Source organism: Vagococcus acidifermentans, assembly GCF_003987655.1.
Classification (GTDB): domain Bacteria; phylum Bacillota; class Bacilli; order Lactobacillales; family Vagococcaceae; genus Vagococcus_B; species Vagococcus_B acidifermentans.
The window spans coordinates 24,495-50,900 of sequence record NZ_NGKC01000004.1; the positions used below are offsets into that span (position 1 = coordinate 24,495).

Here is a 26,406-nt window from a genome sequence, read left to right on the forward strand (position 1 = left end):
GATGGAGAAACAGTTTGAAGCTGTTTTCTTCGACTTGTTTTTCACATTGGTGGAACCTCTGGAAACGAGCCGCACAGAGTGGCAGTACTTGCGTATTTCACGAGAAGAGTGGGAGCATTCCGCAGAAGCGTCTGAACTTTATATCGAGCGGGCGACAGGTCAGTTAGCCTCTTCCCACGAGATGATAGAAGCCATTCTTGCTAGGTTGAAACTGCCGACAAGTCCTCGACTGGTGGAGGATGTCTTGGCTATTCGGCAGCAGCGGATGGCCGGCACATTGCGAATGCTGGAGCCTGATGTGATCGACGTATTACTGGAGATGAAAAAACGCGGGCTGAAGCTGGGAGTCATCAGCAATGCTGATGTGATTGATATTGATGGCTGGTCTTCCTCTTATTTGGCAGAACTTATTGATAGCACAGTGTTCTCATGTAACCATCGAATGATGAAACCTGAGCCGGCGATTTATCATGCGGCGCTGTCAGAGCTTGCTGTTTCTGCTGAAAAAAGTTTGTTTGTAGGTGATGGAGGAGATGAAGAGCTGACTGGCGCTAAAAAAGTCGGGATGACAACAGTACGTCTGTCACGCTTTCTGGATAGGGGCGATTTAAAGCAATCGTCTTTCGTAGATTGTCACGTATCAAGTTTTCAAGAATTATTGAAACTGGTTTAATGTGCTGAAAAAGCCATAAAGAAACTTTTTCCGTTATGGACAGAGAAGGGAGTTTTATCTGTCAGGAAACGGAAAAAGTTTTTTGTTTTATTGATGGTAAAATAGGTTTTTTAAACTACAAAAAATCAGTATATCTACTATTTTTTTGTTATTATAACGAGTATTTTTTTGAAATGATAAATATTTTTAAGGCAGTATTTGTAATAAGTATATTTAAAACAACATTGTTATAATTAATGAATAAATTTTATAAAATGTTATTTAACAACTAAGAAAGCGCTTGACTATATCTGTAAACTTTATTATGATTAAACAAGTTAGTTTACCGTACCAATTAACATTTGAGGAAGGAGTCTTTCAATGATACGTAACCCGATTTTAAAAGGATTTAATCCAGATCCTAGCATTTGTCGTGTTGACAAAGACTATTACATTGCTGTTTCTACATTCGAATGGTTCCCAGGTGTCAGAATTTATCATTCGACAGATTTAAAACATTGGCAGTTGGTGAGTACGCCACTTAATCGCATCAGCCAGCTGAATATGTTAGGCAATCCTGATTCTGGCGGTGTTTGGGCACCGGATTTAAGTTACTGCAACGGTCAGTTTTGGTTGATTTATTCAGACGTGAAAGTAGTTGATGGAAATAGCTGGAAGGACGTAGCTAATTATTTGGTAACTTGCGAGACAATTGACGGTACGTGGTCTGAGCCGATTCACTTAAACAATTCGGGTTTTGACCCTTCGCTGTTTCATGATGATGACGGAAAAAAATATCTCGTCAACATGGTGTGGGATTACAGAGCTAGTCATCATCGTTTTTACGGGATTGTCATGCAGGAATATAGTCATGAAAAAAGGCGACTGACAGGAAAGCCGGAAATTATTTTTAAAGGCACCAATCTTAAGTTGACAGAAGCCCCTCATCTATACAGATGGAACGGTTATTATTATTTATTGACAGCAGAAGGCGGTACCCAATATGAGCATGCTGCTACACTAGCACGTTCGAAAAGTATCCATGGGCCTTATGAGGTTCATCCGGACAATCCGTTGATCAGTTCGTGGTCACATCCGCATATCGATCTTCAAAAAGCGGGCCATGGGTCAATCGTACACACACATACAGATGAGTGGTATTTTGTGCACTTGACAGCCAGGCCAGTGAGGCGAGAAAATAGCTCATTGCTGCCTGATCGTGGATATTGTCCACTTGGAAGGGAGACAGCTATCCAAAAACTTTATTGGCAAAATGGCTGGCCTTATGTGGAAGGTGGAAATTTTCCAAAAGTAGATGTGCCATCACCTAAGATGCCTGAGCAAACAATTAATAGCACACCTGTACAATTATATGATTTTAACGAAGTCTGCTTAAATTCTGACTTACAAACATTGCGGATTCCTTTTACAAATCAGATAGGCAGTCTTGAAGACCGACCAGGCTATTTGCGTCTTTTCGGAAGAGAATCTTTGAAATCGCTTTTTTATAATGCGTTGGTCGCAAGAAGATGGGAAAGTTTGTTTTTTGAGGCAACAACGTGCATTGAATACCAGCCGGACTGTTTTTTGCAATTTGCCGGTTTGACAAACTATTATAATTCCAATAACTGGTCAAGTTTGCATGTGACATTTGATGAAGAAAAAGGAAAAATTATTGATATTTTGTTGAGTGTGGATGGGCAAGTGACATCACCTATTAAAGGGCAGGAAATAGTGGTTCCACCAGAATCAGACCGTGTTTATTTAAAGGCAGCTGTATCTGGAGAGGTTTATTGGTATGCTTACTCTTTTGATGGCAAAATATGGCAAAAGATAGCTTATCTATTTGATAGTCTGATTCTTTCGGATGATTTTGTAGCAAAAAATTACGGAGGGTTCTTCACTGGGGCATTCACTGGCATGTTCTGTGTTGACCTTACGGGAAGGCGTCTTGAAGCAGATTTTGATTTCTTTGAATACAAAGAGAAAGAGGAGAATATAAAATGAAAAAATTCATGCTTGCAGGATTATGTGTACTCGGTTTAGGGCTGGCCGCTTGCGGCGGCGGAGAGAAAAAAGATTCAGGCAGCACTGCTGATAAAGACAACCAATTGATAGTTTGGACATTCACTGACGAGTTATCAACGATGATTAATGATTATTATTTGCCAGCGCACAAAGACTTGGATTTTAAAGTAAAAGTTGTAGCTATTCCTTCAGAACAATTCGAAACCAAACTTGATCCGGTTTTAGGATCGAAAGATGCACCGGATGTCATCGCACTTGAATCTGCTTTTGTCAAAAAATATGTTGAATCGGGAATGATGGCCGATATAGGAAGCCTAGGGTTAGATGAAGCATCTGAAAACACCTTTCAATATGTCAAAGATGTGGGGACGTCAAAAGATGGTGTTTTAAGAGCTTTGGCATGGCAGGCAGCACCAGGGGCATTTTATTACAGAGACTCTTTGGCAAAGGAGTTGCTTGGAGCTGACTCCCCTGAGCAAGTCCAAGAAAGAATTTCCGATTATGACAAATTTTATGACGCTGCGAAAGAAATCAGCGAAAAAAGCAATAACGGTGTGTATATGATTTCGGGAATTCAAGATTTGGCAAAACCATTTTTTGGTCAGCGGGAACATGGCTGGGTCGAAGACAACAAACTTGTTGTTGATGACAGTTTACTGGATTTGATGGATTTATCGAAAAAATTTGTTGAAGAAAAATTGACTCAGGATACTGAAGGGCAATCGGAAGCATGGTTTTCGGGAATGAGTGGCGATTCTATCTTCGGGTACAGCCTGCCGACTTGGGGGCTTCATTATTGGTTAAAACCGAATGCGGTTTCATCAGACAAAGCTGCAACTACTGAAGGTGATTGGCGCATGGTACAAGGAGCAGCTTCCTGGTTTTGGGGCGGTACCTGGATCGGAGTGACTGAAACATCAGACAAGAAAGAAGCAGCAGCTTCACTGATCAAATACTTGACAACTGATGAAGAGTTTCTGACAAAATGGGCCAAGGATACTGGCGACTTTGTTTCTAGCCAAACAGTAGTTAATGAGATTAAAGATGATTTTAGCGAGGAGTTTCTAGGTGGTCAGAACCATTACTATGAATTTTCTCAAATGGTTGAAAACATAAACGCGACCATCTTGACTGAGTATGACCAAACAATAGAAAGTTTATTTAACGATAATTGTTTGACTCCCTATTCAAAAGGCGAAGTTTCCAAGGATGAAGCTATCGATAATTTCAAAGCAGCTGTCGGTGATGCCTATCCTGATTTAGAAATCGATTAATCAATAAAAAGGGTTGAATCTCAACCCTTTTTATACTCGCAGGAGGAAAAGATGAAACGAACGAAAAAGAGCTTTGAAAACTATAACCGATATGGGTATTTATTTTTGCTGCCGTTTTTTTTGGCGTTTTTAATTTTTCAACTTTACCCAATATTATACACGATTTTTTTAAGCTTTACTGATTTAAAAGGTTGGAATAACGAAGCAAATTTAGTTGGCATAAAAAATTACTTGGATATTGCACATAATGAAATGTTTCGCACTTCAATCAAAAACACTTTCATTTTATGGACAGTGAATTTTATTCCTCAAATAGGATTATCCTTATTACTTGCTGCATGGTTCACAAATATCAAATTAAAATTAAAAGGAACTGGTTTCTTCAAAGTGGTGTTTTACCTGCCCAATATCATTACTGCTGCTTCAGTTGCAGTCCTTTTCTACGCGTTGTTCAGTTATCCGGTTGGACCAATGAATTTGATTCTCACGAAGTTAGGAATTTTGGAACAGCCGTTTGAATTTTTCCGAAGTGTGGGTGCAACACGATTGATAGTTTCGTTTATCCAGTTTTGGATGTGGTATGGGCAGACGACCATTGTCCTCATTTCAGGCATCTTAAGTATTGACAAATCACTGTTTGAATCTGCGATGGTTGACGGTGCTACAGACGGGGCGATTTTTAGAAAAATCACACTCCCGCTTTTAAAACCGATAATTTTATACACACTGGTGACATCATTAATCGGGGGATTACAGATGTTCGATATCCCATTTCTGCTAACCAATGGCAATCCTGCCAACAGTGTTCTGACAATTACAATGTATATTTACAAACAGGCATTTACAGGAAGCAGGAATTTTAATGTTGCGGCCACTGCATCGGTGATACTGCTCTTGATTTCAATTTTATTGAGCACCCTACTGTTTAACTTTTTCAGAGAAAAAAGCAAAGTTGGTGATAAACAATGATTGCTGTCGATAAATCAAAGAGATTACTTATTTATGTTTTTTTAGGAATTTTAACATTGCTGAGTCTAATTCCTTTCTGGGTTGTGCTGGTCAATTCAACAAGGTCGGCAGAACAAATTCAGCAAGGGTTATCACTCGTCCCTGGTACGAACTTAGCATATAATTGGGAGGTGTTAATGAATAAAGGCTTTGATGTTTTTGGAGGATTTAAAAACAGTTTGATTATTTCCACTTGTTCTACGGTCTTGAATGTTTATTTTTCTGCGCTGGCCGCATATGGCATTATTGCGTATCATTTCAGAGGGAAACGAATCTTTTTCGCCATTATTTTAGCGTTATTGATGATTCCTACTCAAATTAGCATGATTGGTTTCTATCAGTTTGTCAGTAAATTGGGGCTGCTGAATAATTTTATCCCGCTGATATTACCGTCGATTGCTGCACCTTCAACAGTCTTTTTTTTAAAACAGTATCTAGAAACGATTTATCATCCGGACTTGGCAGATTCGGCAAGACTGGATGGCGCCGGTGAGATTGCAATTTTTCATCGTATCATGTTACCTTTAATGAAACCAGGTCTGGCAACAATGGCAATATTTTCTTTTGTCACATCATGGAATAATTTTTTGATGCCGCTGATTTTAATCAATGACACAGAAAAATTTACACTACCGATGCTGATTCAATTGTTAAAAACCGATGTTTATCGAACTGAATTTGGAAGTATGTATTTAGGTATTTCGCTGAGCATCATTCCTCTGATTCTCATTTATCTTTTTTTATCAAAATACATCATCAGCGGCGTCACTGCCGGCGGGATAAAAGAATAAACAAGGTGTTTACTGATAAAGATGCTGCCGGGCAATTAGTCGGCAGCGTCTTTATCGTGGTTGGCAGAGATGAAATGGTTAAGATTGCTTCTCATGTGTTCCGCCAGCAGTAACGGCTCCATTTGGCGCAGGCGGCTGAGTTTCACAAGGTTATCAGTTTGCAGCGAAAGATATTGCTGCGGTGTAACTGTCTTTTGCTGACCGGTGGCCCAGCTGATGGCAGATAAACCATCAGACTCCATCAGCAGGCGGTTGACCGGCACTGTTTCGGCTACTTGCCGGACAGCAGAGTCTGTGTGCAATGACGGACCAATCGTGAAGTAGCAATCCAAGTCAATGAACTCAGTTAAGAAGTCATCGGCTGAATACCAGTGGACAAGGTAGCGGTTGGGATAATCACGGATGATTTCGGCAATGTGCTGCTCTTGATTTTTGGTATGCAGAATGACAGGTTTTTGTGCATGCGACGCATAGTCAAGCTGCTTGCGAAAAACGTCTTCCTGAATAGGCAATGCAACATCTGTCCACAACGAGTCCATCCCGATTTCGCCGATAATCATTGCTTCTGCCAGTATCGGCAGCATCTCCTCCCAGGAAACAACAGCCGCGTCCCACGGATGAATGCCTGCACTAAGATGCAGAAAAGGCAGATACTTGGTTTTTTGGCGGTTTTTCCTGTATTCGTCAACTGTTTGGCAATTGATGATACTGGGGATTTGCTGATTTTTAAGAATCTCCAGCAGCAAATCATTCTCATCTAAATGGCAATGAGCGTCGACCAGTGGCAAGTGTTCTGGCAAGGCGGTCACCTCCTTTCAGAAGCTTTTTGATGACCTGCCAGCATGGTGGTATAGATGTTGTTGCGGAGTTCCCCTTGATAATTGAGCCATTCTCTTGTCTGATTTTGTCCGGCAAGGTCGATTTCTGATATAAAATGGGAGGGCGAACCGCCCATCAGGACAATTCTATCGGAAAGATAGAGCGCTTCGTCAATATCATGGGTGACGAGGATGATTGTCCGGTTGAGCTGGTCTTTGATTGTTTTCAGCCAATCCTGCAAGCCGTTGCGCGTAATGATGTCAAGAGCGCCGAACGGCTCGTCAAGCAGAAGGAACTCCCGCTCGACAAGCAATGTCCTAAGCAGAGCCGTGCGCTGTTTCATGCCTCCGGAGAGTTCCTCCGGATAGGCATCGGCTGCGTCGGTCAATCCGAAAATATCCAAGTAGCGCATCACCTCATCATTGTCTATGGGCAAGTGATGTATCGTCTGGTACAAAGTGATGTTTTCAAAAACTGTTTTCCAGTCAAACAGCAGGTCTTCTTGCGGCATGTAAGCAAAATGGCCATTGTAACCTGAAATCACCTGACCGTCCACAGACGCTTCTCCTTCGGTCAACAGCAGCGATCCGGCTAATACATTCAGTAAGCTTGATTTTCCGCACCCGCTGGGACCGATGATGGAGAGGAACTCTCCGCGTTCGACAGTGAGGTTGATATGCTGGAATATTTGTTTGTCAGACAATGTCAGACCAGCATCTGTGATAACCAGTGTCATTATTTATCTTCCTTTGAAATGAATTGATTGGTAAACATTTGCTCGGCCGGTATTTTGTGGTCAATGAGCTGGTATTCGACCATAAAATCAGTGTAATTATCCCAAACATCTTGGGACATGACACCCCATGATTCCGGCGTGTCAGTGTAATGGGTTGATACGAAAGCTTGTGATTGTTTTAAAAAGGCCAAATCCTGATCCGGTGATGCCTGATGCAGTATTTCGGCACTTTCATCACTGTGCTCAATGGCGTAAAGATAGCCTTTTTTGGTGGCATCGACAAAGTCTTGAATCAGCTCAGGATCGGAATCAATCAGTTTATCAGTTGTCAGCAGGATAGGTGTGTAAAAATCCAGACGGTCATCCAGCTTGTTCAGCGGCATATAATTGAGTTCAACACCATCCATGACAGCCTTGGTATAATCCCAGCCTTCAAAGAACCACTTGATATCCACATTTTTTCCTAAATCACCTGTGCCCGCACCGGCATCACCGACGGTCGTCAGCTTATTGTAGTCGGCTCCCGATTTCGTCATGACAGCTTTCAATGTCGCTTCCTCACTGGGCGACTGCCAGCCGGCGTAGACTCTGTCTTCAAAGTCTTTTGGTGATGTGATGCCCGAAGATTTCAACGCGACAAAACCAGACGTATTATGTTGTAAAACAGTGGCGACAGCTTTGACGGGAATCGGATTTTTTGATGCTGTGGCATAGGTCAAGTCTTCTTGATAGCTCAGGGCAAACTCGCCTTTTCCGGCTCCCAGAAGCGCTAGACTGGTGCTGTCATCTCCGGGTTCGATGATGTTCAGGTCAATCCCTTTATCCGCATAGTAACCTTTCTCTTGGGCGACGTAGATGCCGGAATGGTTTGTATTCGGGATGTAGTCCAAAATCAAAGTGATTTGTTTGTTTTTTTTGTTACCGGAAGAAGACGGTTCAGAACTGCAGCCTGTCAAAAGCAAAAAGCTGAGTAACAGACCGATTGGCAAAATATATTTTTTTAGTTTATCCATTTGCGATCATCCTTTTCTTTGTCAGTAAATTTTCAAGTACGAACACCAGCAGGTTCAACAGCAGGCTCAGCAAGATGACGACAACAATCGTAGCGAACACCTTATCCATTAAGTAGCCGTTTTTGGCACGTATCATGTAGTAGCCGAGCCCGGCTGAAGCACTCAGCCATTCGCCGATAATTGCCCCTCCGACACAGTAAGTCGCGGCGACACGCATGCCCGAAAGCAGTCCCGGGACGGCGATGGGAATCTTGACCAGACGATATATCTGCCAAGTTGATGCGTTGTAAGTTTTCATCAGGATAATCCGTTTTTGATTCACTTGAAACAACGCGTCTGTAAAAGAAATAACCATTGGGAAAAAGCACATGAGAACGACCATCAGAATTTTCGGCGTCAGACCGAAACCGAACCAGATGGAGAAAATCGGTCCGAGTACCATAACGGGAATCGTCTGCGAGATGACCAGATGGGGATAAACGGTCAGCCGCAACCCGTTGAAGCGGTCCATCAGCAGTGAGACGATGAAAGCCAGCAGCGTCGCAACTGCCAGACCGATAACAGCTTCTTTCAACGTCACCCAAGCATGTACGGCTAAAACAGCTCTTTCCTGGTACAGGGAAAGGAGAACTTGGGAAGGTACAGGCAGAATGTACAGCGGTATCTGAAGTAGCCGGCCAATCACCTCCCATAAAACAATTAATAATAGCAGGCTGACAATGGGATATAGCCAACGTTTGATGATAATCAACTCCTTTCCAAATAAAAAAAGACGAAGACCACCCGTCTTCGTCGAAAAAACAACATAAAACACTCATTCTCCCTACGACGGTACTAACCGACAGGTTCAAAGGGTCAAAACTAACAGTTTACTCTCAGGCCGTTACACGACCTCCCCAAATGCTATTCATTTTACCAATGTAGTGTATCACTATTCAATGGCGGGGTCAACGGCAGCAAGGTGTCAATAGAATGAAAAGCTGATGAGAATCTCTTTAGTAATTGCTCTAATTATCAAAATCCGGCGCTTTTTTGATATACTGAATTTGGCAAAACGGCGAGAGCGGCTCGTCAGTTGAACAGGAGGGTACTATGAAAAAGATATTGGTGATTCATACAGGGGGCACGATTTCCATGAAGCAGGAAACAGATGGAACAGTGACCCTTTCAGCTGAGAATCCTTTGTTGGGGAAAGAAGACCTGCTTCCAAGCGATATTCAGCTTTTTGAAGAAGAAATATTCAATTTGCCGTCTCCCCATATCCGGCTGGAAGATATGCTGGCTGTCAAAAGACGCATCGACCGCGCCCAAGAAGAAGGGTTTTACGGTGTGGTCGTGACGCACGGGACAGACACACTGGAGGAGACGGCGTATTTTCTTGATGTGACATTGGAGAAACGAATCTCGGTGGTGCTGACGGGTGCCATGCGCTCAAGCAATGAAATCGGTTCAGACGGTTTGTATAATTTTATCCGCGCCGTGATTACCGCTGCAAACGCTGATTCCGCAAATCAAGGTGTGCTGGTTGTGTTCAATGATGAAATCCATTCAGCTCAGTTTGTCACCAAAACGCACACCACCAATGTCAACACATTCCGCACACCGACATTCGGACCAGTCGGCCTGATTTCCAAAAACGGTGTTTATTTTGTAAAAGAAGCGGTGGAACGCCAGACCTATGCCATTGAGACCGTGGCGGGGACCGTTCCGCTCCTTAAAGCATATGCCGGCATGGACGGGACGATGTTCGAAATGTGTTTGGCTAAAAAAGTAGACGGTCTGGTGATTGAGGCGTTTGGTGCCGGCAACCTGCCGCCGTCAACGCTTCCTGCTGTTCAAGCGTTGATTGATAGCGGTATTCCCATTGCACTGGTGTCCCGCTGTTCAAACGGCATGGCGGAGGATATTTATGATTATCAAGGTGGCGGTGTCGGTTTGAAGAAGATGGGCGTGATGTTTGTGAAAGGATTGACCGGGCAAAAGGCGCGTATCAGATTGATTATCGGGATAAACGCCGGCCTTTCCGGTGAGGCACTGATTGATTTTATGACGGTGTAAATCCGGTTATTACTTGAAAACGCAAGGAGTATGTACGAACGGTTCGTTTTTATGTACAATGAAAGAGATACTGCCGTCTGTTTGGCGGGAAAAACAATGCTTGAAAAGGAGAGGCCAATTAATGGGATACAGGATAGAAAAAGATTCGTTGGGAGAAATCGAGGTAGACGATTCGAAATGCTGGGGCGCGCAAACAGAGCGCAGCCGGCGTAATTTTCAAATCGGCAGCGAGCGGATGCCATTGGATGTTATTTACGGTCTGGTGGAAATCAAACGGGCGGCCGCAATCGTCAACCGTGAAAACGGTCAGCTGGACGACAAGCGAAGTGCGCTGATTGTTTCGGCGTGCGACAGTATTTTGTCAGGCAAATGGGACGACCAGTTTCCGCTGAAAGTCTACCAGACCGGCAGCGGTACGCAAACTAACATGAATGTCAATGAAGTCATCGCGTTTCTTTGCCGTCAGGAGGGCGGCGATGTCCATGCGAACGACCATGTCAATATGTCGCAAAGTTCAAACGATACATTTCCGACAGCTATGCATATTGCCGCTTATGGTCAAATTGTTGACCAGCTTCTCCCGGAAATCGATGAATGGCTGTCGGTTTTAACGCAACTTGAAGAGCAGTACCAGACAGTTATCAAAATCGGCAGGACACATTTGCAGGACGCCACACCGCTGACTTTTGGCCAGGAAATCAGTGGCTGGCGAGTGATGCTTGAAAAGGCGGAACAGTTTATTCGGGAAAGCAGCGACCATTTGCGTTCCTTGGCGATTGGCGGCACCGCCGTCGGAACGGGGTTGAATGCTCCTGATTTGTTCGATGAAGACATGTGTGCGCAAATCAGCCGCCAAACAGGATGGCATTTTGTGCCTGAAGCCAATAAATTTTACGGTTTGACGAGTCATTCGGCATTGTCGTTTGCACACGGTGCGCTGCGGTCGCTGGCTGCCGATTTGATGAAGATTGCCAACGATATCCGCTGGCTGGCGAGCGGTCCCCGTGCCGGCTTCGGCGAAGTGACGATTCCAGCAAATGAACCGGGCAGCTCCATCATGCCGGGCAAAGTCAATCCGACTCAAGCAGAGGCCTTGACGATGGTTGCCACGCGCATCATGGGGAACGATGTGACGATTCAGGTCGCAAGCAGTCAAGGCAACTTTGAGCTGAACGTGTATAAGCCGGTCATCATTGACAGCTTTTTGCAGTCCGTGACTCTTCTCAGCCAAGCCATGGCGTCGTTCCGGGTTCACTGTTTGGCCGGATTGACTGCCAACCGGTCAGTGATGGCTGAAGGTGTCCAGCGTTCGCTGATGCTGGTCACAGCATTGAGCCCGCATATCGGCTATGAAAAAAGTGCGGACGTGGCTAAACTGGCGCACAAAGACGGACTGACTTTGAAAGAAGCAGTCATCAGATTGGGCTATGCAACCGGTGAACAGTATGATGAATGGGTTGTGCCGGAAGAAATGATTTAAACGTGTTTAAAAAGATTAGAAGGAGGACAGCTTGCTGCCTCCTTTTAATGTATCCGCACAAATTTTCTGAAAATTCTAAATTATCATTGACTTTTTTCACTAGTCATATTAAAATGAAACACAACAAAATGATTGCGAGGGAGAACAGATGACAAAGCAGGATAAAGCGGCATGCAGCGTATGGCAACCACATTGTTTTTATAGCTTTAGCTACTTTAGAGTCTGTTTGTAGCCATGATTTCGTGGGTACAAACAGTGAACGTTTGTATCTATGATGGCTAAAGCAATTACTGATGGAAAAGATGATGCCACCATAGAATGATTTTCTGGGTGGCTTTGTTTGTTTGACCGGTTGAATAACTGGTTGTCAGAACGTCTGCTCAGAAAGAGTGTTACTGGGCAGGCGTTTTTTCCGTTCGAAAACGAGAGGAGAAAAAAGTATGAAAAAGAAAACAATGAAGCGTTGGATGTTGTTGGGAAGTTTGGCAGTAGGCGGCTTGTTGCTGGCTGCCTGCGGCAAGGGAGGAGATTCCGGCGACTCGGCCAAAGAGAAAAAAATCGGCATTATCCAATATGTGGAACATGCCTCGCTGGATGATGCCCGCAAAGGATTTATCGATGGCTTGAAAGAGCACGGCTACGAGGGAGACAACGTGACGATTGACGAACAAAATGCGCAGGGCGACCAGGCCAATTTGAAATCAATCGGCGAAAAGCTGGTCAACAATAAGAATGATTTGATTTTGGCGATTGCGACCCCGGCTGCGCAGTCCGTGATGAAGGAAACACAAGACATCCCGATTTTGTTCACCGCGGTAACTGACGCAGTCGAAGCCGGCATCGTCGCGGACAATGACAAACCAAACGGTAATGTTTCAGGAACAGTCGACATGGGACCGATTGACAAACAGGTCGCTCTGTTAGTGAATGTTGTCGGCAAAGAGAAAAAATTCGGCATCATTTATACGTCGAACGAAGATAATTCGCGTATCCAGTCTGAAATGGCGGCGGCTGAATTTAAAAAGCTGGGCATTAAGCCGAAAGTCATGACCGTTGCCAACAGCACAGAAGTTCAACAGGCGATGGAGACGTTGAGTGCAAAGGTCGATGGGATTTTTGTGCCGACGGACAACAACTTTGCTTCAACCATGACGACTGTCGGCAAAGTCGCTCAGGAAAAGAAAGTTGTGGTCGTTCCGGGAAGTATCGGTCAAGTTGACGACGGCGCACTGGCAACAATCGGGATTGACTACTACAAACTAGGCAAACAGACTGCTGACATGGCCGTCAAAGTGTTTGAAGGCGAAGAAATCGGGTCTCTGGCAGTTGAACGACCAAAAGGACTTGACTTGCACATCAATGAGGACATGGCGAAAACATTGGGTATCGATGTCGAAAGCATCAAGATGCCCGAGTAGCGTAAAAAAGGGGAGACAGTAATGATTCTTTCGAGTATTTCTCAAGGTCTTTTGTGGAGCATCATGGCAATCGGTGTTTATATCACTTTTCGTATATTGGACATGGCGGATTTGACTGCCGAAGGGTCTTTTACCCTCGGCGCCTCAGTGTCGGCAGCCATGATTGTTACGGGCAATTCTCCCGTATTGGCAACAATTTCGGCATTTCTGTGCGGCTTAGCGGCGGGATGTGTGACGGGTCTGCTTCACACGGCCCTGAAAATCCCTTCACTCGTCGCCGGGATTCTCACTATGACCGGCTTGTATTCCGTGAATTTACGGGTAATGGGCAAATCGAACATCGGACTGGCGCTGACGGACCGGACTCTGATGACTTTCTTTCTGGATAAAGGAATGACGAACAATCAGGCGGCGCTGGCAGTTGGACTGATTGTTGTCGCCATTGTGGTCGTGCTGTTGTATTTTCTGTTTCAGACATCACTGGGACTGGCGATTCGCTCTACAGGCGATAACGAGGAAATGAGTTTAGCAAACGGCATCAACACAAACCGAATGAAAGTTTACGGCTTTATGCTGTCCAACGGTTTGATTGCCCTGTGCGGTGCATTGATGATGCAGAACAACGGCTATGCCGACTCCGGCATGGGGATCGGTACAATCGTGATTGGTTTGGCTTCCATCATCGTTGGCGAAGTATTATTGAAAAATGTCACACTGGTGTTCCGTTTCCTGATGACAGTCGCCGGGTCGATTATTTACAGGCTGATTATTGTTTGGGTCATGAACCTGTCGTTCGTCAACCCGAATGATTTGCGGCTGTTTTCGGCAATCATTTTGACACTGGCGCTGGCAACGCCGCTCATTAAGAAACCGAACGGCACCAAACACAAACAAGCTGCGAAAAGATAAGGAGGGAAACCAATGTCGCAAATACTTGAATTGAAAGCTGTCCATAAAGGATTCGACTTAGGGACGGTCAATGAGAACAAAGTGCTGACAGATTTAAATCTCTCCCTGAACAAACATGATTTTGTAACAGTTATCGGGGGCAACGGCGCAGGCAAATCAACACTGATGAATATTATCGCCGGTTCGCTTTTTGCGGATGACGGGGAGATATGGCTGAACGGCAAAAACATTACGAAATGGAATGTCCCGAAACGCTCTGCCTTTATCGGACGGGTTTTTCAAGACCCGAGAATGGGAACGGCCACCCGCTTGTCAGTGGAAGAAAATCTGGCGTTGGCGTATAAACGCGGTGAAAAACGCGGCTTGGAAAAATCTGTTCCCAAGAAAAAATTGCCTTTTTTTAAAGAACAGCTCGCCAAACTGGATATGGACTTGGAAAACAGACTAAAGACAGAAGTCGGCCGGCTTTCCGGCGGTCAGCGCCAAGCACTGACTTTGCTGATGGCTACCATCCAGACACCGCATCTCTTACTGCTTGATGAACATACGGCTGCGCTCGACCCGAAAATCAGCCGGCTTGTGTTGCAGCTGACCGAAGAACTAATCGAGGAAAAACAGCTGACGGCGCTGATGATTACCCATAACATGGAAGATGCCATCACTTACGGCAACCGATTGATCATGCTGCATCACGGCAATATTGTCGTGGACGTGTCGGGCGAAGAGAAGCAGCAGCTGACTGTTCCGCAACTCATCAATTTGTTCCAGGAGAGCAGCCACGAACAATTAACAGAAGATTCCCTTGTGTTGGGATAAATGAACAGGCAACGAACAAAAAAATGTTCGTTGCCTGTTTTGCATTATACCAATATTGAAAGCGTTTTTCTCTGAATAACAACTATACCATTTGCGGTAAGGTGTTGACACGAAACGTATAGGATGTTAATATTTTAGGTGTTTCTATGAAATAAAAAGAACAAGGAGTTGACTATACCAATTTTAAAAATCGGAATAGCGCCAGGCCTGGAAACAGGTGACGAGGAGAGAGCTTATCGAACAACTCGGCGGGTAGCTCTAGGGACTGCACTCTACAGACTGATAGTAAACCATCGCTGAAAGGCGGTGACAAAGTATGGGTCACGCAGATAGAAACATATTTTTTCAGGAAAGTAGGAATGGAAAATGTGTGGAATAGTAGGCGTAGTCGGCAATCAGGAAGCCGCAGCGATATTGGTTCAAGGATTGGAAAAGTTAGAGTACCGGGGATATGATTCTGCGGGGATTTTTCTTGTGACGGACAAACAGGAAACGATTATGAGAAAAGCCAAAGGCAGAATTGCTGATTTAAAAAAGAAACTGTCGGCGTCAGATGCAGGAGAGGTCGGCATCGGCCATACACGCTGGGCAACACACGGCGAGCCCAGCGAAGCCAATGCGCATCCCCATGTCTCTAAAAGCGGACGGTTTACACTGGTACACAACGGAGTCATTGAAAATTTTGAAGAACTGCGAAAAGAATATCTCAGTGATGCGGTGTTTCACGGTGAAACTGACACGGAAATCGTAGTGGAATTAATAGACGTATTTGCTGCTCGGACGGGTGACGGGCTGGCGGCATTTGAAGCAGCTTTGGCTGTGATCAAAGGCTCTTATGCGTTTGCCCTGATTGATATGGAGCAGCCTGACCGCTTGCTGCTTGCTAAAAACAAATCGCCGCTTTTAATCGGGCTGGGCGACGGCTTTCATGTCACGTGCAGTGATGCAATGGCTGTGCTAAGCCAAACACGCCGCTTTGTTGAAATTGCTGACGGCGAACGAGTTGTCCTGACAAAAGATGCCGTGACAATCACTGATGCTGACGGCAACCAAGTGGACAGGGAGCCGTTTGAAGCCCAAATTGATGCAACGGATATCGAAAAAGGCGTCTATGACCATTATATGCTGAAGGAAATTGATGAACAGCCGGCAGTTATACGGAAACTGATTAATGCTTATACCACGATATCTGGCGACACACGTATTGACGAACAGCTGCTGGAACGGATATTGGCAAGTGATCGGTTGTATATCGTTGCCTGCGGTACGAGCTGGCATGCTGGTCTGGTCGGTAAAGAAATCATTGAAACATTGGCTGAGATACCGGTTGAAGTGCACTTGTCGAGCGAATTCGGTTACCATATGCCGATTTTGTCGGAAAAACCGTATTTTATTTTCTTGAGCCAATCTGGCGAGACAGCTGACAGCCGGCAAGTTTTAGTGACAGTCAATAAAAAAGGGTATGACTCCCTGACTATCACGAATGTCAACGGGTCGACACTTTCCCGTGAAGCCACGGACACACTGCTTTTGCATGCAGGACCGGAAATCGCCGTTGCCTCAACAAAAGCTTATACATCGCAAATCGCTGTCATGACTTTTCTGGCGAGAGCACTAGGTGTCAAGAAAGGTATTCAGGCTGCCTGCCGGTTTGATGTGGCATATGAAATGGGGCTGGTGGCCAACGGCATGGACCAGCTCATTTCAGAAAAACATGAGTATGACCGCTACAGCAGAGAGTACTTTTTGAATCATGCCCATGCGTTTTATATCGGACGCGGTTTGGATTACGCTGTGGCACTTGAAGGCGCGCTGAAGCTGAAAGAGATTTCTTATATTCATGCGGAAGGTTTTGCTGCCGGCGAATTAAAACACGGCACGATTGCATTGATTGAAGAAGGAACCCCGGTGCTCGGGCTGATTACAAATCAGGCGACTGCTGCACACACACGCGGCAATTTGATGGAAGTGGCGAGCCGCGGTGCGAGAACAATCGTAGTGGCTGCAGAAGAACTGGCATCCGAAGGCGATGATATCGTCCTGCCAAGCGTGCATCCGCTATTGCGCTCCCTGGTCAGTGTTGTGCCGCTGCAATTGCTGGCATACTATGCTTCGCTGCAGAGAGGACTGGATGTCGACAAGCCGAGAAATCTGGCTAAAAGCGTCACTGTCGAATAATAGTGATGTTCACCTGCTTTTATAAAAAAAGGCAGGTGTTTTTAGCATGCAGTCCTGTCGGTGGGAGGGAGTGATAAACGGCTGTTTTTTTTAAAAGTATTTCATAAGATTTCTTGAAAAATCAATGAAACTATTTTATAATTGGACTATACCAAAGGAGGAATTGTGATGGAGATTATCAAAGTGAAGGATAATGTCGAAGGCGGAAAAAAAGCGTTCGATATTATTAAAGAAAACATAGAAAACGGGAAAGTTCAGACACTCGGACTGGCAACGGGAAGTACACCGGAAACCCTTTATCAAAATATGGTTGACAGCGAGTTGGATTTTTCAAACATTGATTCGGTGAACTTGGATGAGTATGTCGGTTTGGCAGCGTCAGACCCGCAAAGCTACGATTATTTCATGCACGAGCATTTATTTAATGCAAAACCGTTCAGAAATACTTACTTGCCGGATGGACTGGCGACAGATGCCGAGGCAGAGTGCAAACGATATGACCAAGTCATTGCTGAACACCCAATCGACATCCAAGTACTTGGCATCGGCGAGAATGCCCATATCGGGTTCAATGAACCTGGAGCATCATTTGATGCGACAACTCAAAAAGTTGCGTTGACTCCTTCCACAATCGAAGCCAATAGTCGTAACTTTGAGAAAATCGAAGACGTTCCGACACATGCGTATTCGATGGGAATTAAATCCATCATGCAATCGCGCAAAATCATTTTGCTGGCTTTCGGCGAGAAAAAAGCACAAGCTATCAAAGATATGGTTGAAGGTCCGGTGACAGAAGATGTACCGGCAAGCGTTCTGCAAAATCATGCTGATGTGACAGTCATTGTTGATGCTGAGGCGGCAAAATTATTATCTAAATAAATAAGATGAAACGAACTTTTCGTATGTTTATGACGGAAAGTTCGTTTTTTTGCTTGAAAAAGTTTACTAAATATTTTATTATTAATTTACTAAATTGTTTTTGGAGGATGACAGCATGATTGAAGAATTGAAACAGAAGTTTAACGCAACATTCGATGCGGACCATGACGGCGTCTATTTTTCGCCCGGCAGAATCAATCTTATCGGTGAACACACAGATTACAACGGCGGCAATGTCTTCCCTTGCGCGATTACCAACGGGACATACGGTGTGGCACGCAAACGTTCTGACCATTATTTCAGAGTCTATTCAGAGAATTTCCCGGATTCCGGTATCATCCAGTTTTCCTTCGATGAATTGGATTATCTGCCGGAGCATGATTGGGCCAACTATATCAAAGGGATGTTTACGTACATTCTTGAAGCAGACTATTCATTTGCCAATGGTTTTGATATTTATTTTTACGGCAACATCCCCAACGGTGCCGGTTTGTCCTCGTCGGCGTCTATTGAACTGTTGACTGGTGTGATTGTCAGTGACCTGACGGGGTTTAATATCGACATGCTGGAATTGGTCCAGCTAGGGAAAAAAGTTGAAAATCAGTTTATCGGGGTCAACTCCGGTATAATGGACCAGTTTGCCATCGGTATGAGCAAAAAGGACAAAGCGATTTTGCTCGACTGCAATACGTTGGATTATGAACTTGTACCGTTCAAACTTTTAAATCAGGCTGTTGTCATCATGAATACGAACAAGCGGCGCGAACTGGCCGATTCAAAATACAACGAGCGGCGGAGCGAATGCGAAGAAGCATTAAGACGTCTGCAAACGACACTCTCGATATCAGCCCTTGGCGAGTTGGACGAAGCAACCTTTGAAGCCCATACGGATTTAATTGGTGATCAGGTGCTTGAGCGCCGTGCCCGCCATGCGGTGACCGAGAACCAGCGCACGCTGAAAGCCAAGCAAGCGTTGGAAAAAAATGATTTGGCCGCGTTCGGCAAGCTGTTAAATGCGTCACACCAGTCGTTAAAGGATGATTATGAAGTGACGGGGATTGAGCTGGACACGCTTGTTGCTACGGCTCAGAAGCAGCCGGGTGTGCTGGGAGCAAGGATGACAGGTGCTGGTTTCGGCGGCTGTGCCATTGCGCTGGTTGATAAACAGAATCTTGATGAGTTCATCAAACAAGTCGGTGCGGCCTATTTGCATGATATCGGCTATGCGGCAGATTTCTATATCGCTGAAACACATGATGGTGCAGGCAGAATTGCGTAACGAGGAGGAAATAATAATGACAATTGCAGTTTTAGGAGGTGCCGGCTACATCGGCTCCCATGCAGTAAAACAACTGATTGACAAAGGTTATGATGTGATTGTAATTGATAATCTGTTGACGGGGCATAAAGAAGCAGTGCATAAGGCAGCCAGATTTTATCATGGCGATATCCGTGACAAGGCATTTATGCGGGAAGTGTTTACCCGGGAAAAAATCGAGGGAGTGGTTCATTTTGCCGCGAGTTCCCTGGTTGGTGAATCGGTGGAGAACCCGTTAAAATATTTCAATAACAACGTCTACGGTACGCAAATCACATTGGAAGTGATGAAAGAATTCGGTGTGACCCGCATTGTGTTTTCCTCGACCGCTGCTACTTACGGCGAGCCGGAGGAAACGCCGATTGTTGAAACAACACCGACACAGCCTAAAAATCCGTATGGCGAGAGCAAGCTGATGATGGAAAAAATGATGCACTGGTGCGACGCTGCTTATGGCATCAAATACGTGGCGCTGCGCTACTTCAACGTTGCAGGTGCTAGCCTCGATACAACTATCGGGGAAGACCACACGCCTGAAACACATCTTGTGCCGATTATTTTACAGACAGCACTGGGTCAAAGGGAAAAAATCACCATTTTCGGCGATGATTACGACACGCCGGACGGTACATGTATCCGCGACTACGTGCATGTTGTTGATCTTTGCGAAGCACATATATTAGCGCTGGAGTATTTGCAGCAGACGAATGAAAGCAATGTCTTCAATCTCGGCAGCAGTGAGGGGTTCTCGGTGAAACAAATGGTGGAGCAAGCCAAACGGGTCACCGGCAAAGATATCCCGTCGGAAATCGGGCCGCGCCGCGCAGGCGATCCGAGCATCTTGGTTGCTTCATCGGAAAAGGCAGTCACAGTGCTTGGCTGGCGTCCGCAATACACGAATGTGGATACCATTTTTGACACAGCTTGGAAATGGCATCAGTCGCACCCGGCAGGCTACGAGCAGCAATCAGGAGGGAAATAATGTCGATAAGTCAAACCGTTGCCGATTTTGTCACTCTGGCAATTCGTTCAGGCGGATGGATGGAAATGGACAGAATCTACTTGCAAAATAGAGTACTGGCACTGATTGGCGAGCATGAACAGACACCGGCGGAACCGTCTGTGACGCCGTGTTCGTCGTTGGAGCTGCTTGACCGGCTGGTCGAACGGGCCAAAACTAATCAGGTGATTTCCGGCACATTGGCTGAGCGGGAGATACTGGAAGGCCAGCTGATGGATTTGTTAACGCCGCCGCCGTCAGTCGTCAATGCAGTATTTGCCAAACATTATGAAAAAGATAAAAAGCAGGCGACAGATTACTTTTTCGAATTGAGCAGGCAAAATGATTATATTAAAACCCGTCAGATTGCTAAAAACATTGTGTACAAGACTCCTTCAACTTATGGGGAACTGGAAATTACCATCAACTTGTCAAAACCGGAGAAAGATCCGAAAGAGATTGCTCAAAGCAGAAAATTGGAGACTGTCAATTACCCTAAATGCCAGCTGTGTTTTGAAAATGAAGGTTACAAAGGCAGAGCGGACTATCCTGCCAGAACGAATCACCGGATTATCCGGATGAATCTTGACGGCGAGAGCTGGGGGTTTCAGTACTCACCTTATGCCTATTATAATGAACATGCGATTTTCTTGTCGGAAGAGCACCGGCCGATGGTCATCAATAGGGGCACGTTTCAGCGACTGCTTAAAATCGTGGCGGTGCTCCCTCATTATTTTGTCGGCTCCAATGCGGATTTGCCGATTGTCGGAGGGTCCATCCTCTCCCATGATCATTATCAGGGCGGCCATCACACCTTCCCGATGGCTATTGCTGAATTGGAGACAACTTTTGACTTGGCGCTATTTCCGGCAGTCTCTTTTGGAATCGTCAAATGGCCGATGTCCGTGATTCGGTTGGAAGGGGAACGCAGTGAGGACTTGGTCAATGCTGCAGAGTACATCACAGAACAGTGGCGCCGTTATTCTGACTTATCCTTGTCGATTCGCGCATATTCCGAAGATGGTACACCGCATCACACGGTCACCCCGATTGCGCGTATGGTGAATGGCAAGTTCCAATTGGATTTGGTGTTGCGGGATAATAATGTTTCTGAAGAATTTCCTGACGGCATCTTCCATCCTCATCAAGATGTCCACCATATCAAAAAGGAAAATATCGGGCTGATAGAAGTCATGGGCCTGGCTGTTCTGCCGCCGCGTCTGGCGAAAGAATTAAGCGACGTTCGGGATTACCTGCTCGGAAAATCAGACAACATCGCCGCTTATCATTTGGACTGGGCCAAACGGATGCAGGCAGAGTATCAAATCACAGAGGAAAATGCCGAGACAGTGATAAAACAGGAAGTCGGCAAGATTTTTGAGCGCGTGCTCGAAGACGCGGGTGTTTTTAAGCGCGACAAGTCGGGACAGCAAGGGTTTCAACGGTTTATCAGCACATTATAAAGAGGTGAATAACAGATGGCAACCATCAAGGATATTGCTAAGAAAGCCAATGTTTCTCCGGCAACTGTTTCGCGCGTGTTGAATTACGACCCGGATATTTCGGTGGCACCGCAGACCAAGAAGAGAATCTTTGAAGTTGCTGAATCACTGAACTACACGAAACATTTGAAAAACCAGCCGGTACGAAAAGGGCATATCGGGCTGTTTCAATGGTATGATGAAAAAGAAGAACTGGAAGATTTGTATTATTTGGCAATCCGTCTCGGCATCGAAAAAAAGGCCGAAGAGTTGGGTTACCGAATCGAAAAAGTCCCCCTGTCCAATGACGCAGCAGATTTCAGCTATTTGGACGGCATCATTGCTTTGGGGAAATTGGATACAAATGAATTGTCAAGGTTGACCAAAAGTCATAATCGGCTGCTTTTTGTTGATTTTGATGCACTGCAACTGGGCTACGATTCCATTATCGTTGATTTCGAACAAGCGATGCGGCTGGTGGTCGATTATTTTCTTCATTACGGGCATACGCAAATCGGTATCGTTTCCGGTATCGAGGCTACGAAGGCGCTGAAGGAGCGAGTCACCGACAAGCGGCTCTTTTATTTCAAGGAAATTTTAACGCGTTTGGGTCTATTCAATGAACAGTTTATTTATCAGTCGGATTTTACTGTGGACGGCGGATACCAGCTGATCAAGCAGCTGCTCCACGAACAAAAGCCGCTTCCGACAGCGTTATTCGTGTCAAATGATGCCATGGCTATCGGTATTTTGAGGGGGCTGCAGGAAGAAGGATACGTTGTGCCGCGGGATATCAGCGTGATGGGATTCAATGACATCAGTGTCGTCAAATACTTGCAGCCGGCACTCTCGACTATCCGTGTCTACACTGAGTGGATGGGAGAACTTTCGGTCAGTACGATGGATGAACTGATCACCCACGATTCGCCGGTTCCGCGAAAGATAACTGTTGGTTCAGAGTTGATTGCAAGAGACAGCGTCAGTACACCGCCAAAGGAAGCGTAAGTTTCCTTTGGCTTTTTTTTAGAGTGATGCGGCCGGTTGACAGTCCTGTTATAATAGGCAAAGAAAGCAACGAGCAGGAGATGAGAAAATGACAACAGACCCGACATACTGGATTGACACCTTGCAGCTGGAGCCTCATCCAGAGGGAGGATATTATAAAGAAATATACCAGTCACCGCAGACGCATGAAACAGCAGATGGACGTGTCAGACCGCTAGCTACGAGCATATATTTTCTACTGACCAAAGAAAATCCTTCCCGTTTCCACCGCCTGACAGCAGATGAATTATGGTATTTTCATCAAGGCGACGCATTAACAGTCCATATGATTTATCCGGATGGCTGTCACGGGACGGTCAGACTCGGCCCGGATGCGGCAAAAGGGGAAGTGCTTCAAGCAGTCGTACCGGCGCAGACGATTTTTGGTTCATGTGTAGAAAACGGCCAGTTTGCTTTAGTCAGTTGCATGGTGTCGCCGGGGTTTGACTATGCAGACTTTGAATTGTTCACACAGAAGCAACTGCTGGCACTAAACTCTGAACTGGCACCGCTCATCAAACGGCTGGCTTACGACAAACTGCCAGAAAGATAAACAAGAATTACCGGTGCTGCTTGTCTGCTTCGCATATGGGGCAAAGCAAGCAGACTGGCGGTCTGACAGAGTGGCGTTTGAGGGAGATACCGGTTTTCATATAGATGGCAAAACAGGCGTCATCTATGCTACAATAAACCAGAATATGATTTAGAGGGAAGAGTGTGCAGTGAAAGTTTTGACGATTGATACATCCAATCAGCTGATGGCGGTTGGTATTGGCATAGACCGGCAACTCATTGGAAGCTATGTGTCTTCCAGTAAAAATCACAGTGTGACTTTAATGCCTGCGATTGATTTTCTTATGAAGGAAGCTGGCTGGCAGCCGCAAGAAATCGAGCGGATTATTGTTGCGAAAGGACCGGGTTCTTATACAGGATTAAGAATCGGTGTCACTACTGCAAAAACATTGGCGTGGACACTGGATGCTGAACTGCTGGCCGTGTCCAGTCTGGCTGTGCTGGCAGCAAACACCGATTCGGCTGCGGAGGACGTCTTGATTGTACCGCTGATGGATGCCCGGCGGAAAAACATATACACAGGTGCCTATCAGTGGCAGCAGGGACAGCTGGTCAATGTGCTGCCTGACCGTCATGTGTCGTTGGCGGAATGGCTGCAGTTGTTGAAAAAGCAGCCGGTTGACTCTGTCCGGTTTATCGGGAGAGATGCGCCGCAATTTGCAGGGGATATTTTACTTGATTTCCCCGCTGACAGTTTACCGAACCAGACAGTGCTGCATCAGGTTCAGCCGGTATCCATGCTGGAATTGGCGGACGATGCCGAGGTGGTCGCAAATATCGGCGGCTTTACACCTGAATATTTGAAACGCGTGGAAGCAGAAGAAAAATGGCTGGAGGGACATCACGAGGAGCTGACGTCTTATGTTGAAAGAACTTAATTTTTTCTCAGTGGCACACGAGTATCACCAGAAAACAGTCACACTCGATCAGCGCACGCTGACGATTCGGCGTGCCATGACGCAGGATGTGCGGGGGATTATCGCGTTGTTGAAAGATGTTTACAGCGGCAGGTCTCCATGGGGGACCTCCATTGTCTGGATGGAAATCAACCGCATAAAAACCAGCCTGTATCTTGTGGTTGAGGATGAACAGATGATTGTCGGCGTTGTGGGATTGCGTATCGGACAAAAAGATGCGCACATCACCAATATTGCCGTTATGCGGCAATATCAGGGCAAAGGCATCGGTAAGCTGTTGATGCTGGAGATTGGCCGTTACGCGCTGCAAAAAGAGTGCGATACCCTGTCTCTGGAAGTCAGACAGTCTAATCAAACGGCGCAAAACTTGTACCGTCAGCTGGGGTTTGAAACACGCGGTGTCAAGAAAAGATATTACCACGATAATTTTGAGGATGCGCTGGATATGGTTTGCCGCTTGAAGGGGGCAACCCGCCGTGTATTTCAATAAATCAGCCGGCAATTTGCCGGCATTTGCAAGGGCGCTCTTTTTGGTTAGCGCTGAAGCTTATCCGACGGGTTCTCCTTGGACAGAAAAGCAGTTTTTAGAGCATTTGTTGCAACATGGCAGTCATTATTTTTTTGTCCTGAAAGCAGGGGCTGTCGTCGGCTATCTCGGCATTCAGACAGTACTTGACGAAAGCGAGATAATGAATTTCGCCGTGTTGCCGTCCTATAAAAGGCTCGGACTAGGCAAACAATTAATGGCCGAGTGTGTTTCTTTTTTAAAACAGGAAGCTGTCCAGACGCTTTTCCTTGAAGTCAGGGAAGGAAACATAGCGGCACTCAATTTTTATAAAAGAAATGGATTTAAGAAAATCGGCAGCCGAAGCGGTTATTATCACCATCCGGTGGAGGATGCCGTTTTGATGTCTTTGAACATACAGGAAGTGACATAATGGAATTATTTAACAATAAAGAACGGAAACTTATTTTGGCTGTGGAGAGCAGTTGTGATGAAACGAGTGTGGCGGTAGTTGAGGACGCAACGAAGATATTGTCGAACATTGTGGCTTCCCAAGTGTTGAGCCATAAACGGTTCGGCGGCGTCGTTCCCGAGGTTGCCAGCCGCCATCATGTGGAGCAAATCATTTTCTGCATGGAAGAAGCACTTGAAGAAGCCGGCGTCGACGCTGCTGACCTCGGGGCGGTTGCTGTGACGTTTGGACCGGGCCTGGTCGGGGCGCTGTTAATCGGTATCACGGCGGCCAAAGCATTTGCGTGGGCTCATCAACTGCCGCTGATACCGGTCAACCATATGGCCGGCCATATTTATGCGGCCCAGTTTTCTCATCAGCTGGAATTTCCGCTGATGGCACTGCTCGTCAGCGGCGGTCATACGGAATTGGTATTGATGCCTGAGCACGGGGAATATCAAATAATCGGCGAAACACGCGATGACGCGGCGGGGGAAGCATATGACAAAGTCGGCCGTGTGATGGGCCTTAGTTATCCAAGCGGCAAGGAAATTGATGAACTGGCGCACTTGGGAGAAGATGTTTACCATTTTCCGCGAGCCATGTTGAAAGAAGATAATTATGATTTCAGTTTCAGCGGCTTGAAAAGCGCCTTTATCAATCTGGTGCATAATGCAGAACAAAGAGGGCAGACACTGGACAAAAAGGATTTGGCTGCGAGTTTTCAGCAGAGTGTGATTGATGTCCTCGTCGGCAAAACAGTTCGCGCGTGCGAAGCGTATCAGGTTAAACAGCTCGTCGTTGCCGGCGGTGTCGCCGCCAACAAGGGGCTGCGGACACACATGGCGGCAGTCATGTCCGAACGTCTGCCGGAAGTGACGCTGGTCATTCCTGAGCTGAAGCTTTGCGGCGATAATGCTGCCATGATTGGTGCAGCCGCCTTCGTAGAGGCAGACAAACAGCGTTTTGCAGACGGTCATTTGAATGCTGTTCCGGGAGCGACTTTGTGTTAAAGCAGTCGGTAAATCGTCTTTTTTTGCGGTATCAGCAGCATCGCT

General features: G+C 45.8%; 25 protein-coding genes and 1 riboswitch. Of the genes, 21 read left to right on the forward strand and 4 right to left on the reverse strand.

Going from position 1 to position 26,406, the window contains the following annotated elements:
* Position 1: 1 nt before the first annotated feature.
* The 5 genes from CBF27_RS04685 to CBF27_RS04705 all read left to right on the forward strand — a co-directional run bounded on the left by CBF27_RS04685 (position 2) and on the right by CBF27_RS04705 (position 5,753).
* Complete coding sequence (locus CBF27_RS04685) at positions 2 to 673, forward strand: HAD family hydrolase (RefSeq protein ID WP_126812894.1); 672 nt, start codon at positions 2 to 4, stop codon at positions 671 to 673.
* 360 nt (positions 674 to 1,033) lie between these two features.
* The gene (locus tag CBF27_RS04690; RefSeq protein ID WP_126812896.1) at positions 1,034 to 2,659 is read left to right on the forward strand and encodes a glycoside hydrolase family 43 protein; all 1,626 of its coding nucleotides are present in this window, start codon (positions 1,034 to 1,036) and stop codon (positions 2,657 to 2,659) included.
* A complete protein-coding gene (locus CBF27_RS04695) occupies positions 2,656 to 3,954 on the forward strand; it encodes an ABC transporter substrate-binding protein (RefSeq protein WP_126812898.1) in 1,299 nt (432 codons plus the stop codon). Before CBF27_RS04690 ends, CBF27_RS04695 begins: the two co-directional genes overlap by 4 nt.
* 51 nt (positions 3,955 to 4,005) lie before the next feature.
* Positions 4,006 to 4,923 (forward strand): carbohydrate ABC transporter permease, encoded by a 918-nt coding sequence (locus tag CBF27_RS04700; protein ID WP_126812900.1) that lies wholly within the window; start codon positions 4,006 to 4,008, stop codon positions 4,921 to 4,923.
* Positions 4,920 to 5,753 carry a carbohydrate ABC transporter permease gene (locus CBF27_RS04705; RefSeq protein ID WP_126812902.1) on the forward strand — a complete coding sequence of 278 codons (834 nt, stop codon included), beginning with the start codon at positions 4,920 to 4,922 and terminating at the stop codon, positions 5,751 to 5,753. The genes CBF27_RS04700 and CBF27_RS04705 overlap by 4 nt, the downstream gene beginning before the upstream one ends.
* A gap of 35 nt (positions 5,754 to 5,788) precedes the next feature.
* Here the strand turns inward: CBF27_RS04705 and CBF27_RS04710 are convergent, their stop codons facing one another.
* Genes CBF27_RS04710 through CBF27_RS04725 form a run of 4 tightly spaced genes read right to left on the reverse strand, consistent with a single transcriptional unit; the run spans position 5,789 to position 9,072 of the window.
* Positions 5,789 to 6,553, reverse strand: coding sequence for a TatD family hydrolase (locus tag CBF27_RS04710; RefSeq protein ID WP_170175006.1), 765 nt, complete (start codon positions 6,551 to 6,553; stop codon positions 5,789 to 5,791).
* Positions 6,554 to 6,558: 5 nt separating this feature from the next.
* Entirely contained in the window at positions 6,559 to 7,308 is a 750-nt protein-coding gene (locus CBF27_RS04715) for an ABC transporter ATP-binding protein (RefSeq protein WP_126812906.1), read from the reverse strand.
* Positions 7,308 to 8,321: an ABC transporter substrate-binding protein gene (locus tag CBF27_RS04720; RefSeq protein WP_126812908.1), complete on the reverse strand. Its 1,014-nt coding sequence runs from the start codon at positions 8,319 to 8,321 to the stop codon at positions 7,308 to 7,310. The genes CBF27_RS04715 and CBF27_RS04720 overlap by 1 nt, the downstream gene beginning before the upstream one ends.
* Positions 8,314 to 9,072, reverse strand: coding sequence for an ABC transporter permease (locus tag CBF27_RS04725; protein WP_126813200.1), 759 nt, complete (start codon positions 9,070 to 9,072; stop codon positions 8,314 to 8,316). The genes CBF27_RS04720 and CBF27_RS04725 overlap by 8 nt, the downstream gene beginning before the upstream one ends.
* A gap of 51 nt (positions 9,073 to 9,123) precedes the next feature.
* A riboswitch (TPP riboswitch) is annotated at positions 9,124 to 9,230 on the reverse strand.
* Between the two features lie 183 nt (positions 9,231 to 9,413).
* On the opposite strand from CBF27_RS04725, the gene CBF27_RS04730 reads away from it, so the two are divergent.
* From CBF27_RS04730 to tsaD, 16 genes are all read left to right on the forward strand, one after another.
* Complete coding sequence (locus CBF27_RS04730; protein ID WP_126812910.1) at positions 9,414 to 10,379, forward strand: asparaginase; 966 nt, start codon at positions 9,414 to 9,416, stop codon at positions 10,377 to 10,379.
* Positions 10,380 to 10,500: 121 nt separating this feature from the next.
* Positions 10,501 to 11,859, forward strand: coding sequence for a class II fumarate hydratase (gene fumC / locus CBF27_RS04735; protein WP_126812912.1), 1,359 nt, complete (start codon positions 10,501 to 10,503; stop codon positions 11,857 to 11,859).
* A 455-nt stretch (positions 11,860 to 12,314) separates the two neighbouring features.
* The gene (locus CBF27_RS04740; RefSeq protein ID WP_281273661.1) at positions 12,315 to 13,277 is read left to right on the forward strand and encodes an ABC transporter substrate-binding protein; all 963 of its coding nucleotides are present in this window, start codon (positions 12,315 to 12,317) and stop codon (positions 13,275 to 13,277) included.
* Between the two features lie 21 nt (positions 13,278 to 13,298).
* Complete coding sequence (locus tag CBF27_RS04745) at positions 13,299 to 14,186, forward strand: ABC transporter permease (RefSeq protein ID WP_126812916.1); 888 nt, start codon at positions 13,299 to 13,301, stop codon at positions 14,184 to 14,186.
* A gap of 12 nt (positions 14,187 to 14,198) precedes the next feature.
* Positions 14,199 to 15,002: an ABC transporter ATP-binding protein gene (locus tag CBF27_RS04750; protein ID WP_126812918.1), complete on the forward strand. Its 804-nt coding sequence runs from the start codon at positions 14,199 to 14,201 to the stop codon at positions 15,000 to 15,002.
* A gap of 366 nt (positions 15,003 to 15,368) precedes the next feature.
* Positions 15,369 to 17,180, forward strand: coding sequence for a glutamine--fructose-6-phosphate transaminase (isomerizing) (glmS, locus tag CBF27_RS04755; protein WP_126812920.1), 1,812 nt, complete (start codon positions 15,369 to 15,371; stop codon positions 17,178 to 17,180).
* A gap of 168 nt (positions 17,181 to 17,348) precedes the next feature.
* Positions 17,349 to 18,059 carry a glucosamine-6-phosphate deaminase gene (gene nagB, locus CBF27_RS04760; protein WP_126812922.1) on the forward strand — a complete coding sequence of 237 codons (711 nt, stop codon included), beginning with the start codon at positions 17,349 to 17,351 and terminating at the stop codon, positions 18,057 to 18,059.
* A gap of 115 nt (positions 18,060 to 18,174) precedes the next feature.
* Positions 18,175 to 19,338: a galactokinase gene (locus CBF27_RS04765; protein WP_126812924.1), complete on the forward strand. Its 1,164-nt coding sequence runs from the start codon at positions 18,175 to 18,177 to the stop codon at positions 19,336 to 19,338.
* Between the two features lie 16 nt (positions 19,339 to 19,354).
* Entirely contained in the window at positions 19,355 to 20,359 is a 1,005-nt protein-coding gene (galE, locus tag CBF27_RS04770; protein ID WP_126812926.1) for a UDP-glucose 4-epimerase GalE, read from the forward strand.
* Entirely contained in the window at positions 20,359 to 21,840 is a 1,482-nt protein-coding gene (gene galT / locus CBF27_RS04775) for a UDP-glucose--hexose-1-phosphate uridylyltransferase (RefSeq protein ID WP_126812929.1), read from the forward strand. The genes galE and galT overlap by 1 nt, the downstream gene beginning before the upstream one ends.
* 15 nt (positions 21,841 to 21,855) lie before the next feature.
* Positions 21,856 to 22,863, forward strand: coding sequence for a LacI family DNA-binding transcriptional regulator (locus CBF27_RS04780; protein ID WP_126812931.1), 1,008 nt, complete (start codon positions 21,856 to 21,858; stop codon positions 22,861 to 22,863).
* 88 nt (positions 22,864 to 22,951) lie between these two features.
* A complete protein-coding gene (locus tag CBF27_RS04785; protein WP_126812933.1) occupies positions 22,952 to 23,455 on the forward strand; it encodes a cupin domain-containing protein in 504 nt (167 codons plus the stop codon).
* 169 nt (positions 23,456 to 23,624) lie between these two features.
* Positions 23,625 to 24,353, forward strand: a complete 729-nt coding sequence (tsaB, locus tag CBF27_RS04790) for a tRNA (adenosine(37)-N6)-threonylcarbamoyltransferase complex dimerization subunit type 1 TsaB (protein ID WP_126812935.1) — start codon at positions 23,625 to 23,627, stop codon at positions 24,351 to 24,353.
* The gene (gene rimI / locus CBF27_RS04795) at positions 24,337 to 24,882 is read left to right on the forward strand and encodes a ribosomal protein S18-alanine N-acetyltransferase (protein ID WP_126812937.1); all 546 of its coding nucleotides are present in this window, start codon (positions 24,337 to 24,339) and stop codon (positions 24,880 to 24,882) included. The genes tsaB and rimI (CBF27_RS04795) overlap by 17 nt, the downstream gene beginning before the upstream one ends.
* Positions 24,869 to 25,330, forward strand: coding sequence for a ribosomal protein S18-alanine N-acetyltransferase (gene rimI, locus CBF27_RS04800; RefSeq protein ID WP_126812939.1), 462 nt, complete (start codon positions 24,869 to 24,871; stop codon positions 25,328 to 25,330). The genes rimI (CBF27_RS04795) and rimI (CBF27_RS04800) overlap by 14 nt, the downstream gene beginning before the upstream one ends.
* Positions 25,330 to 26,361 carry a tRNA (adenosine(37)-N6)-threonylcarbamoyltransferase complex transferase subunit TsaD gene (gene tsaD / locus CBF27_RS04805; protein ID WP_126812941.1) on the forward strand — a complete coding sequence of 344 codons (1,032 nt, stop codon included), beginning with the start codon at positions 25,330 to 25,332 and terminating at the stop codon, positions 26,359 to 26,361. Before rimI (CBF27_RS04800) ends, tsaD begins: the two co-directional genes overlap by 1 nt.
* Positions 26,362 to 26,406: the final 45 nt, after the last annotated feature.